Origin of the sequence: Chelatococcus sp. XZ-Ab1 (assembly GCF_029309855.1) — a bacterium.
Classification (GTDB): domain Bacteria; phylum Pseudomonadota; class Alphaproteobacteria; order Rhizobiales; family Beijerinckiaceae; genus Chelatococcus_A; species Chelatococcus_A sambhunathii.
Genome location: NZ_JARKII010000002.1, coordinates 445,263 through 457,324 on the forward strand (window position 1 = coordinate 445,263; position 12,062 = coordinate 457,324).

The following is a 12,062-nucleotide window of genomic DNA, read 5'->3' on the forward strand; positions in this document are numbered from 1 at the left end:
GCGGCCGGCATCTCACCGCTCGGCTATCACCGGCACCGCCCGCTGCGCCGCCGGGCGCGCCGGCTGCTGCTGTTCCAGCCAGGCGCGGTAGTCGCTTTCCTCGGCCACCACGACGAAGCCGCGCATGAAAGCGTGGCCGACGCCGCACATCTCGGCGCACAGCACCTCGAAGGTGCCGGTTCGCGTCGGCGTCAGCCAGAAATAGGTGACCATGCCCGGGATGAGGTCCATCTTGGCGCGAAACTCGGGCACGTAGAAGTCGTGCAGCACGTCGAGCGAGCGCAGCACCGCCTTCACGGGCCGGCCGACGGGCAGGTGAAGCTCTCCCCCCTGCACCATGACGTCATCCGCCCCGCGCGGATCGTCCGGGTCGAGGCCGAGCGGGTTGTCATCGGAGACATGCCGGATGGCCGTGGCGCCCAGCCTGCCGTCCGGCCCCGGCAGCCGGTAGCTCCACTGCCATTGCTGGGCGACGATCTCCACCTCGTCGGCATCGGGCGGAACGGTAATGAACTGGCGCCAGACATAGAGCCCCGGCGCCAGCATGGCAGCGACGCCGATGGCGGTGACGACCGTGAGCCACCATTCGAGGCGCCTGTTCTCCGGCTCGTAGAGCACCTCGGCCTGCTGCGGCCGGTGGCGGTAGCGCCAGACGCACCAGGCCATGAAGAGGACGACGGCGACGAAGACGAGCCCGGTGATCCAGAAGGTGATGGTGATGGTGTGGTCGATGTAGCTCCAGTTGGAGGCGATCGGCGTCCACCACCATGGGCTCAGGAGATGGAACACCACAGAGCCGATGGCGATGACAAACAAGGCGAGAGCGACGTACATGGCCCCTTCACCTCGCGGGTTCCATCGGGCGCACGGCCGCGCCCATGGCCTATTGCGTCAGCGCGACGGGCGCCTCGTCGAACTTGTGCAGATAGGCAATGAGATCCTTGATCTTCTGCTCGTCCTTCACTCCGGCGAAGACCATCTTGGTGCCGGGAATCTTCTCGCGCGGATTGCGGATGTATTCCGCGAAGGTTTCTTCCGTCCAGGTGATATCGGCGCCCTTGTTCGCGCCGGAATATTGGAAACCCTCGACCATGCCGGTCTTGCGCCCGAAGAGACCGTTGAGCACCGGCCCGACGGCGTTGCGCGCATTGGGCCCGACCTGGTGGCAGGCTTTGCACTGGGCGAAGACGCGTTCGCCGGCGGCCGCGTCCTGAGCGGCCGCGACTTCCGAGAGGGCGATCAATGCGCCAAGGGTTGCCAACAATGTCAGGACCGCACGCGGCAGACCTCGCGCAAGGGCCGAGGCTCCACACCGCCCGGTGGCTCGCCGTGCCATATCCGTCCCTCCCGAACCGCAGTTCGAGACGTCGCAGCCCCTCGCCGCCGGACATCTACTTCCGGCAGCACCGAGACCTGCCGCGACCCGTAGGAATAGAAGTATAGCCCGAACAGCCCGCCTCGGACAAACGGTTCGATCCTCCGATCGTCGAAGGGTCTCGGAGCCGCGCTGGATACGAGGCTCGATTGGACCTTGATGGGTGCGTTTGCGCCGTCCGCGACGCCGGGCGGGCGCGGGACCTTCCCGGCGCCCACCTGTCGCAACAGCCGGGCCGTCGCCTCGTCAAGAGGCTCGGGATCACGGTGTTTCGGATACGATCCGCACGTCTGTCATCGACCGTTCGGAGAGCGTTGCCCCCGCATGGTCCTCAAGGCGCAGATGCGTCCAGCGCGGCGCATGGCGGCCGCGGCGCAGGACCTCCACCTGCCCATCGGGCAGCATAGCGCAATTGAGGAGAACGTGGTTTGCCGTATCGAGGATGCTCTCGCCGTCGTCGTCGAAGACGACGCGCGGGCGAAGGCCGCCGTGGTGGGAGAAAAGCCGCAGCGCGAGTGTTGCGGGCTCGCCCGGCGCCGGGCCGAGCGGCAGGATGGTGGCGCCGCGCACGAGAAGGGGACAGCGGCCGAGCGGCGCCGCCACCTCGATGCGCCTGCCGCCGGGATGCCACGCGCCCGTATGGAAATCGAACCAGCCCTCCGGCACGGCCGGCAGATAGACCGTGCGCGCCGTGAGGCCGGGATCGACCACGGGCGCGACGAGGAGGTCGTCGCCGAGGAGGAAGCTGTCGTCCTCCTCGTAGGTCAGGGGGTCGTGCGGAAAGGCGAAGAAGGTCGGCTGCAGCAGGGGCACGTGTTCCCGATGCGCTCGCCACAGGAGGGTGTAGAGAAGGGGCGTCAGCCGTTCGCGGAAGGCGAGCGCCGCGCGCACGAGTGGCAGCACCTGCGGGTACATCCACGGCTCGTTGGCGCTGCCGTCGTCGTTCCAGGAATGGATGGTGAAGCGCGGCCAGAATATGCCGTGCTCGATCCAGCGCACGAAGAGCTCGGGTTCCGGCTTCGGTCCGGCGAAGCCGCCGATGTCGTGGCCGAAGTTGAAGAGACCTGAGATGGACAGGCCGTGGCCCATGCGCAGGTTGTAGCGCAGCGTCTTCCAGGCGGTGCGGTTGTCGCCCGTCCAGGTCTGCACGTAACGCTGCATGCCCGGCCCGCCCGAGCGCGAGATGAGATACGGCCGCTTGCCCGGGGCATGCGCCGTCTGGGCCCTATGCGAGGCGCGCATCATCAGGTTGGTCTGCACCGGGCGCAGCGTGGCGATGGTGGTGCCGGCGCCAGCGAGGTCGCAGCCTGCCTTATCGTCCCAGATCTCGAACTCGTTGTTATCGTTCCAGGTCGAACCGATGCCGTTGTCGAGAAGGCTGGTCTTCACCTTGGCGCTCCACCATGCCGACGTCCGCGGATTGGTGAAGTCGAGATAGGCGCCCGTGCCGCCCCAGAACTGCGTAAGATGCGGCTTTGCCGCATCCTCGCTGTCGCGCACGAAGCCGCGAAAGGCCTCGACCTCGGCAAAGAGCGGGTGGTCGGTAAGAAGGGCAGGCTTGATATTGGCGGCGATCTCCAGCCCCGCCGTGCGCAGCCGGCGCGCGAATCCGGCCGGATCCGGAAACTTGTCGCGGTTCCAGTGGAAGACGTAGCGCTTGTCGCCGATCATGGTGTAGCCGGACGACAGCTGGAACGAGCGGCATGGGATGCCGTGCTCGGCGAGCAGGGCAAGGAACTCCTCGAACCGCGCCGGCGGGTCGGCGTCGTCTGTGTACTGCATGGTCGAGCCCGAATAGGCGAGCGACCAGCGCGGCGGCAGGGCCGTGCGGCCGGTCAGCGCCGTGAAGCGGGCCGTGACCTCGGCAAGGCTCGGGCCGAAAACGACGTAAAGGTCGAGGTCGCCATCCTCCGCCTCGAAGCTGCGGTAGTCGCCGTGATAGGCGTCGATCTCCTGACCGAGGTCGAAGGCGCCGCGGGCAAGATTGTCGTAGAAGAGGCCGACGCTGTCCCCGCCGCGATCGGGCCGCACGGTGGCATAGAACGGGATGTGCTTGTAGAGCGGGTCGCTACGCTCGGCATCATAGCCCATGGCGTCGATGGTGCCCATGCGCAGGCGCCGGCCGTGCTTGTCCGCATCCCCGCTTTTCTCGCCGAAGCCGTAATAGCGCTCCTCACGCCGCCGCACCAGATAGTGCGCAAGGCGTGGTCCGTGGCGGTCGAAGACATAGGCGCTCGTCGGCCGATCGGCGAGCACCTGCCGCCATGCTCCGTCGGTCTCCTGGCGGAAGAACCAGTCGAGCCGCAGTGGCGCCCGCTGCACCAGGATGCGGTAGAAGGCGGTCTCGACCGTGATGGCGGCCTCATCTTCGGCGATTGTCGCCGCGATGCCGGGGAAGCCGCTGCGAGACAGGCGGTTGCGCCCCGTGAGCGCGTCGGGCTCCTCAGCCTCGCCGGCAAGTTCCGGCGACAGCGACCAGGTGCGGTCGATGCGCAGGCCGTTCGGCCGCAGCACGAGGAACCGGGCGAGATGGGTGTCGAGCAGGTCGATGATGGCGCGATAGCCGCTGTCGAGGGCGAGTTCGACGCGGCCCGCGTCGACCGACACGAGACGAGCTCCCGTCAGCACGAGCATGTTCTAGTCTCCAGGTCGTCGGGTCTGCAGCGGCGCGGGTCAGGGCATCAGCCCGAAGAACCGCGGCAGCCACAGCGAGATGGCGGGGATGTAGGTGACGAGGAGCAGGGCGCCGGTGCTCCACAGGAAGAGGGGGATGAGGGGGCGGAACACCTGCTCGATCGATACCTTGGCGATAGCGCAGCCGATGAAGAGGGCGCTGCCGGTGGGCGGCGAGACGATGCCGAGGCACATGTTGAAGACGAGGATGATGCCGAAATGCACCGGATCGACGCCGAAGCTCTGCAGAACGGGCAGGAAGATGGGGGTGAAGATGAGGATGCCGGGCGTCAGGTCGAGGAAGGTGCCCATGATGAGCAGCACGATGTTGACGAGCAGCAGCGCCATCACCTTGCTGTCGGACACCTGGCGCACCCACTCGCCGATCATCTGCGGGATCTCGGCCAGCGACATCACATAGGCCATGGCCATCGAAGTGCCGACCATCAGTGAGACGATGGCGGTTGCCTCCAGCGTGTCGACGAGGATGCGATAGAGGTCCTGCAGGGACAGCTCGCGGTAGAGAAGCGCGAGCGTCAGGGCATAGACGACGGCGATGGCCGAGCCCTCGGTCGCCGTGAACACGCCGCCGACGATGCCGCCGATGACGACGACAACGAGGCCGAGGCTTGGCAGGGCGGCCACGATGGCGCGCAGCTTCTCGCCGGTGGAGAGGCGGGGTGCGCGGGCATAGCCGCGCTTCTTCGCCATGATCCAGGTGGGAATCATGATGGCGAGACCGAGAACGAGGCCCGGCAGGTAGCCGGCGACAAACAGCGCGGCGATCGAGGTGCCGCCGGACACGAGCGAATAGATGATGAAGGCGCCGGACGGCGGAATGAGGAGCCCGGTGATGCAGGAGGAGATGTTGACGGCAGCGCTGAAGCTCTTGTCGTAGCCTTCCTTGTTCTGCAGGGGCTGCATGGTGCCGCCGATGGCCGAGGCCGCGGCGACGGCCGAGCCCGATACCGAGCCGAAGAGCATGTTGGCGAGGATGGTGATCTGCGCCAGCGCACCGGGCATCCAGCCGACGAAGACCTTGGCACAGTCGATGAGCCGGCGGGCGATGCCGCCCCGGTTCATGATGGCGCCGGCCATGAAGAAGAAGGGGATGGCGAGCAGGGCGAAGCTGTCGAGCCCGGTCGCGATGCGCTGGGCGGTGACGGCGAGTGCCGGCCCCGGCGGCATGATGGTGAGGAGCGCTGCGATCGAGGCAAGGCCCGTGGCGAAGGAGATAGGCACGCCTGCTGCCAGCAGAACGGCGAAGGCGACACTGAGGACAAGGGCGGGGGAGAGTTCCATGCGAGGTCGTCCCTGGCCGATCAGTCGAGGCTCACATGGTCCTCCGCGACCTCGCCGCCGCTCGCCCACTGGGCGAGCACGAGGGCGGCGTAGAGCGCGGTGAGGGCGCCGGAGATCGGAATGACGGAATAGACGAGGCCCATCGAGACCTGGAGCGCCGGCGACACCTGCACGAGGCGCGCCGCGCGCTCGGTCAGCGCATAGCCCCCGTAGACCATGACGGCGACGGAGAAGCCGACGACGAGCAGGGCGATGATCCACTCGAGCACCCGCCGCGGTCCGAAGGAGAGGAGCTGCGTGAGGGCGGTGATGGCGATGTGGCCGCGCCGACCGAGCACATAGGCCGCGCCGAGCAGGCTCACCCAGATGAAGGTGAAGCGGGCGATCTCGTCGGTATATGAGGTGGAGGCGCCGAAGAAGTAGCGCCCGAGCACCTGCCAGACGACGCAGCCCAGCATTACCACCATGAGCGGGACGGTGATGGCGAGCACGAGCGCATCGAGTGCGCGGTGGAGGCGCCGTATGACGCCGAGGCCTGTGCCCATGCTCTTGTCCTCTCCGACAGCTTTGACCAGCGTGGAACGCCCCGGCCCATTCGGAGCGGGGCGCAGTCTGCGTGGCTTACTTGAGCGCCTGGATACGCTCGGCGAGCGAGGCGAGCGCCGGTGTCGCCTTCAGGTCGTCGTACATGGGCTGCACGGCGGCGCGGTAGGTGGCCTTGTCGGCATCGACGAAGGTCACACCCATGGCGACGGCATCACCCTCGGCCTTCCTGAGCTCGGCCTTCCACGCTTCGTTGTGGGCTTTGCCGGAATCGACCGCGGCCTGGCGGATGATGTCCTGCTGGGCGGCGGGCAGCCGCGACATCGTCATCTCGGAGATGAGCAAGACGTCCGGCACGCGGGTGTGCTCGTCGCGCGTGTAGACCTTTGACACCTCACCGTGCTTGGCCAGTGTCAGCGCGGTCACGTTGTTTTCCGCGCCATCAACAACCTTCGACTGCAGCGCCGTATAGAGCTCGCCCCAGGCGAGCGGTGTTGCCGTGGCGCCGAGCAGGTTCACCATGCGCGTCGCGACCGGGCCGGGCTGCACGCGGATCTTGAGGCCGGCGAGATCCTTGGGCGTGGGCACCGGCTTGTTGGCGTAGAAACTGCGCGTGCCGTTATCGTAGTAGGACAGGCCGACGAGGCCCTTGGCCGCCGCCGAATCAAGGATCTCGCGGCCGATCTCGCCATCCGTCACCTTGAAGAAGTGCGCGTCGTCGCGGAACAGATACGGCAGGTCGAAGATGCCGAAGGTCGGTTCGAAGGCGGCCAACGGCGCGGCATTGGTGTGAGCGAAGTCGAGTGCGCCGCTCTGCAGCTGCTCGATGAGCTCGCGCTGCTGGCCCAGCTGGCCGGCGGCGAAGACACGGACCTCGACCTCGCCGTTGGAGCGCTCCTTCACAAGTGCGGCGAAGTTCTCCATCGCCTTGTCGACCGGGTGGTCCTTGGCGAGCGAATGGGCGAGGCGCAGCGTGGTCTTGGCCGCCGCCGGCAGGGGCAGCGCGAGAGCGGCGATGGCAGCGAGCGCGATGGCGCTGCGGCGTGTGGTCTTGAACATCACGAGGGTCCTCCCGGTTTAACTGGCGCCTTGATTCGTCGTCGCGAGCGGCGCCTGCCCGCCCGCGCCGCCGTTCTCCGCCCGCCGCCGTTCGGCCCAGCACGCGGCGAGGACGTCGAAAGCCCGCTTGCGCGTAGTCTTGTCCTCGGCCACGAGGCCCTTGCGGTTATAGCCGCGCTGGAAGACGGTCTGACGGCGTTCGGTGCGGAAGTCGTAGAGGATCCAGGGGCAGACGCCCTGCACATAGCCGGCCCGCGCCAGCGTCGTAAGCTGGGCGCGATAGACGGCCTCCTGGCAGTCCTCGGTGAAGAAGGTGGTGGCGGGGCCGCGCAGGCCCGCCACGGCGTCGGCCCCCGTCTCGGTGATGATGACCGGACGGTCGGGGTCGGAGTTTGCGAGGAGGCGCTCGAGTCCCTCCATCGAGGGCTCGTACCAGCCGAAATACTCGTTGAGGCCGATGACGTCGAGATGGGCGGCGAGCCTGTCCTCGATGCGAAAATGCGCGCGATTGATGAGGCAGGCGGCCGAGACGAGCCGCGTGCCGTCAGCCTCGCGCGCCGTTGCCGCGAGCCGGCTCATGAAGGCATGGCGCGGATCGGTGTCGGCATTCTCGTTGCCGATGCCCCAGATGATGACGCTGGCTCGGTTGCGATCGCGCCGCACCATCTCGCGCAGCTGGTTGTCGGCATCGGCGAAGGTATCTGCCGCCTCGAAGGCGATGGCCCAGTAGACGGGGATCTCCTCCCATAAAAGGAAACCCAGTTCGTCGGCGAGCTCGGCCGCCCGTTCATGGTGCGGATAATGGGCGAGGCGCAGGAAATTGCAGTTGAGCGCCCTGGCATGGTCGAAGCGGCGGACGAGGTCGGCCTCACTCGTCGTCTTGCCGAGGGCGACGTCGTCCTCGTGCACGCAGATGCCGCGCAGGAAGATGGGCTCGCCATTGAGGAGGATGCGCCGGCCGTCGACGCTGATCTCGCGGAAGCCGACGCGGTCGCCAATCTCGTCGTCACCGCAACGAACGGTGACGGCATAGAGGCGCGGGGTGTCCGGGCTCCAAAGCGCCGGGCTGGCCTCGACCTCTATGGAGCCGAAGCCGCCGCTGACGGGCAGGGCGAGCGCGTCGATCAGGCCGTCGACCGCGATGGTCGCGGTGCCGTCTACGGGATCGGACAGGGTTACGTCGAAACGCAGGCGCCGTCCGCCGCTGCCGGGCACCAGGGCGGCGCCGAAGTCGCGGATGAAGACCGGCGGCAGGCGGACGAGCGACACCTCGCGGTAGAGCCCGCCGTAGTTGAACCAGTCGGTGTGCTGCATCGGCACCCGGTCTGGACGACGACGGTTGTCGACCTGGATCTGCAGGCGGTTCTCGCCGTCGACGAGATGGCCAGTCAGCTCGATGAAGAAGGGCGTCGAGCCACCGCGGTGGGCGCCAACGAAGATGCCGTTGAGGAAGACCCGGGCCTCGTAATTCGCCGCACCAACCCGCAGAACGATGCGCTCATCTGCGCCCGTCCGGTGCGTGAAGAAGCGCGTGTACCAGGCCGCGCCCTCGAGATAGGTCCATTCGCGCCGCAGCACGTTCCAGCACGAGGGCACCGGCGCCGTCACCTCGGCGTTGGTGTCGTAGTCGCGGGGCACCGGCCAGGCCTCGACCGGGGCGGGGGCGTCGGCATACCACTTCTGCCGCAGGCCCTCGTCGTAGGGGTCGATCGCAAAGCGCCACTCGCCGTCGAGCGATTCGGCCGCGCGGCCACCCATGAAGACCATGTCGCGCCAGCCCACGTAACCTTTCGCGAAACGGCGCTCGTAGGCTTCGTCATGAAGGTGGTGGTAGGGGTCGATTTGGCCCGGACCATCCATTTCGTCCTGCGCCGACATTCTCTTTCCCGTGCGCTTCCAACCGCGCCGCTTCGGCGGCGTCTCACTCGTTTGCTCGCGAAAGGCGCTGCTCAAAGGGCATTGGCAAACGTTTGCCTTCCGACAGAAGGAACTTGGCAAACGTTTGCCTGCCATGCAAGTTGAATCTCAAGTCGCGCTGAAACCAAAGCGCAGAGTTGACCTTACGGCAGGTCTGCGGACGATTGTCCATGCAAGCAAGGGGGAGGGATGGGGTTTGGCGCCTGCCAGGATCAGGGGCACTTCGACGAAACCAGGGTCGCGGGCATCCCTCGCCGAGGTGGCGGACCGTGCGGGTGTTTCCATCTCAACCGTCTCGCGCATCGTCAACGGCATCGTCGGTCGCGCTTCTGCCGAAACGGTCGCCCGCGTGCGTCAGGCTGTGGATGAACTGGGCTACCGGCCGGATCGAATCGGACGGGCAATGCGGCAACGCCAGAGCAACGTGGTGGCGCTGTTGGCCCCCAACCTCGCCAACCCGGCCATGTCCACCATCGCCGCCTCGACCGAAGAGGCCCTGCGCCGCGTCGGCCATGTCATGGTGCTGTGCGACACACACGACCGGGCCGACCTGCAGGACGAATATCTCGCCGCGATGGCTGCGCAACTGGTGCGCTCCGTGATTTTCCTCGGCGCCGTGGCGAGCCCGGCCCTGCGGGCGGCGAGCGAGGCAGGCGAGGTTTTTCTCTTCGTCAACCGGCGCAATCCGCACGACGAGCGAGCCCCGTTCGTCGGCATCGACAACCGCGGCGCGGGGGCCGCCGTCGCGGCGCATTTTCTGGCGAACGGCCATGCACCACTCGCCGTCATCCATTCCGATCATTCCTCCTCGGCGGTACGGGACCGGACATACGGCTTCATCGATGTCCTTACGAAAGCCGGGATCGCGCCCGAGATGCTTATGCGCCTGAGCGCGCCGGGCGACGACCATCTCGATATCGGCTATCAGGCGGCCGCTGCGATCGTCGCGGCGCCGCAGCGGCCGCGGGCCGTGCTCTGCACAAGCGACCTCATTGCCTATGGCGCTCATCGCCTATTGACGGAGGCGGGGCTTGCCGTGCCGGACGACGTGGTCTTGGTCGGCATCGACGGCAATCCCATCAATCCGTGGCTTGCGCCGTGGCTGTCCTCCGTCGTGATTCCCTATGAGGATTACGGGCCGGTGATCGTCGACAGCCTGGAGCGGATCTGGGCCGGCGAGGATCCGGGCGAGCGGCTGCTGCCCTATGCCTTCGGATAGCCCCGCCCCTGCGGCCGGTGGGCAACGCGACGCAGGGTCATCCGCTCCACAAGTGTCTCGACGAGACCTATCTGGCGGGGCAGGCACCGCTCGAGGGCGAAGCGCATCGCCACCGTCGCCCGGGCCGCTGTCCTGAGCGGTGCGAGGGTCCGCCCGCGAGCGAGTGCTGCGACGATGGTCTCGGCCAGTGCCTCCTCGTCGAAGAAATCGACCAGGAGCCCGTTGCGTCCATGCGCGAGCACCTCCCGCACCGGTGCGGTGGCGGACCCGATGACGAGGCAGCCGCAAGCCATCGCCTCAAGGAACGACCACGACAGGACGAAGGGGTAGGTCAGATAGACGTGCGCCGCCGATATCTGGAACAGGCGCACGAGCGCCGCGTGGGGGATGCGCCCCAGGAAGACGATGCGCTCGGGCGGGAGGCCCGTTTCCTCCATCATCGCTTCCCGCCAGGAGCGGCCGTCGTCTCGCGCACGGCCATAGCTGATGCCGTCGCCCCCTACGACGACGAAGAGGGCCGTGGGATGGCGCGCGGCGACGCGCGCGGCGGCACGCATGAACTGGGGAAAACCGCGATAGGGCTCGAGGTCCCGTGCGACGAAGGTCACGACGGGATCGCCCTCGGCGATCACGCGGCCGTCGGGCAGCTTCATCCGGACGCCGGCCTGCGGCCGGCAGAGAGCCATGTCGATGCCGTCGTGGCACACGACGATGCGCCGGCGCAATTCGGCGGGATACTGGTGGCGCTGCCAGCGGGTGGGGCTGAGGCCGGCCTCGATCGCCTCCATGGTGAGGAGCTGCGCCGAATTGCGCATGCGCAGGCGCATACGGTCGTCGAGCGCGGGCTCTTCACCCGGCGCAAAACCCACGTCGCTGCCCTCGCCGCGGTAGAAGAACTCACAATAGCCGAGCATCGGCGTGTACGGCAGCACGTCCTTGGCGAAGAGGAGGCCGCCCCAGCCTATGTGGCCGATGACGACCGCCGGCGGGCCGCTGCGCTGCTTGAGATTGTCGAGCACCGCGGCCACCTGCGCGCCGGTGCGCACGTGCAGCTCTGTCGCCAGCAGATGGGGATGCGGCGTCGCAGCCCGCCGGCCCTCCGTCATGTAGCGCACGATGGCGATGTGCGAGGGGCGTTGCTCCGCCCGCTCGCAGACGAATGTGATGTCCCACCCCTCGGCCGCCATGCGGTCGACGAGGCGGCCGAACTGCCCCGGGAAGTGCCGGTGGACGAAGATCGCCCGCATCGCGCCGTCAGGCGATGCGCGCTTCGCCCGACCTCAGGGCGTCCGTCCAGGTGTGCTCGATCCGGCGCAGCGTGCGGAATGTGATCTCGAGGTCGCGCAGTTCCCCATCATCCCGCACCACCAGCCGATGGTAGCCCTCGTCCACGCCGCGCACCAGCTCGCAGAGCTGGCGCCCCTTGTCCGACAGGCGGATGCGGGCGGAGCGGCGATCACGCACGGAGGCACTGCGCTCGACATAGCCGGCTTCGACCAGCCGCTTCAGATTGTAGGAGGCGTTCGAGCCCAGATAGTAGCCGCGGTCGATGAGGTCGCGCACCGACAGGTCGTCGGGCCCGATGGTGAACAGCATCATCACCTGCGCAGGGCTGAGATCGTCGGCGCCGATCCGCATGAGGTCGACGCGGAACAGGTCGAGATAGCGGCGGTGCAGCCGCTCGATGCAGCGAACCAGCTCAAGGTGCGCCACCGAGCCGGCATCGCCCGCCTCCTCGCGAGGCATTGAGCCGGGAAAATAGGCCCTGTGCCCGTTGGTCGGCATGGCTGTCAAAGCGGTCATCTCATTGGCAGATTTGTGTTCCATGCTGGTTCCCGTCGTATCGCTGCAGTTTTAGATCGATTTTCGAACTATCCTTGCAGCGTTTTCCCAGTTCATTAGGCCTGTCCGATCGAGTCGCCGGCGGCCTTTATATCATTATAACGTTACAATGCATGCGATTCTTCCGCGATG

At 67.2% G+C, this 12,062-nt stretch carries 10 protein-coding genes; 1 reads left to right on the top strand and 9 read right to left on the bottom strand.

Features of this window, described 5'->3' with window-relative positions; translation table 11 throughout:
* Positions 1-12 precede the first annotated feature (12 nt).
* The 7 genes from P2T65_RS05505 to P2T65_RS05535 all read right to left on the bottom strand — a co-directional run bounded on the left by P2T65_RS05505 (position 13) and on the right by P2T65_RS05535 (position 8,830).
* Positions 13-834: a cytochrome c oxidase subunit II gene (locus tag P2T65_RS05505; protein ID WP_055458613.1), complete on the bottom strand. Its 822-nt coding sequence runs from the start codon at positions 832-834 to the stop codon at positions 13-15.
* A gap of 49 nt (positions 835-883) precedes the next feature.
* Complete coding sequence (locus P2T65_RS05510; RefSeq protein WP_082464745.1) at positions 884-1,261, bottom strand: cytochrome c family protein; 378 nt, start codon at positions 1,259-1,261, stop codon at positions 884-886.
* Positions 1,262-1,636: 375 nt separating this feature from the next.
* Positions 1,637-4,009, bottom strand: coding sequence for a TIM-barrel domain-containing protein (locus tag P2T65_RS05515; protein WP_276199364.1), 2,373 nt, complete (start codon positions 4,007-4,009; stop codon positions 1,637-1,639).
* A gap of 39 nt (positions 4,010-4,048) precedes the next feature.
* A complete protein-coding gene (locus tag P2T65_RS05520; protein WP_055458611.1) occupies positions 4,049-5,350 on the bottom strand; it encodes a TRAP transporter large permease in 1,302 nt (433 codons plus the stop codon).
* A gap of 20 nt (positions 5,351-5,370) precedes the next feature.
* Positions 5,371-5,895 (bottom strand): TRAP transporter small permease, encoded by a 525-nt coding sequence (locus P2T65_RS05525; protein WP_055458610.1) that lies wholly within the window; start codon positions 5,893-5,895, stop codon positions 5,371-5,373.
* Between the two features lie 76 nt (positions 5,896-5,971).
* Positions 5,972-6,952: a TRAP transporter substrate-binding protein gene (locus P2T65_RS05530; protein WP_276199365.1), complete on the bottom strand. Its 981-nt coding sequence runs from the start codon at positions 6,950-6,952 to the stop codon at positions 5,972-5,974.
* Positions 6,953-6,970: 18 nt separating this feature from the next.
* Positions 6,971-8,830 carry a glycoside hydrolase family 2 TIM barrel-domain containing protein gene (locus P2T65_RS05535; protein WP_082464743.1) on the bottom strand — a complete coding sequence of 620 codons (1,860 nt, stop codon included), beginning with the start codon at positions 8,828-8,830 and terminating at the stop codon, positions 6,971-6,973.
* Between the two features lie 298 nt (positions 8,831-9,128).
* On the opposite strand from P2T65_RS05535, the gene P2T65_RS05540 reads away from it, so the two are divergent.
* Positions 9,129-10,088, top strand: a complete 960-nt coding sequence (locus P2T65_RS05540; protein ID WP_245280499.1) for a LacI family DNA-binding transcriptional regulator — start codon at positions 9,129-9,131, stop codon at positions 10,086-10,088.
* Here P2T65_RS05540 and P2T65_RS05545 read toward each other — a convergent pair.
* Both P2T65_RS05545 and P2T65_RS05550 read right to left on the bottom strand, forming a co-directional pair.
* Positions 10,073-11,335: a glycosyltransferase family 4 protein gene (locus P2T65_RS05545; protein ID WP_071924696.1), complete on the bottom strand. Its 1,263-nt coding sequence runs from the start codon at positions 11,333-11,335 to the stop codon at positions 10,073-10,075. The two genes, P2T65_RS05540 and P2T65_RS05545, sit on opposite strands and share 16 nt — an antisense overlap.
* 7 nt (positions 11,336-11,342) lie before the next feature.
* Positions 11,343-11,915, bottom strand: a complete 573-nt coding sequence (locus P2T65_RS05550) for a MarR family transcriptional regulator (protein WP_245280498.1) — start codon at positions 11,913-11,915, stop codon at positions 11,343-11,345.
* Between the last annotated feature and the right edge of the window lie 147 nt (positions 11,916-12,062).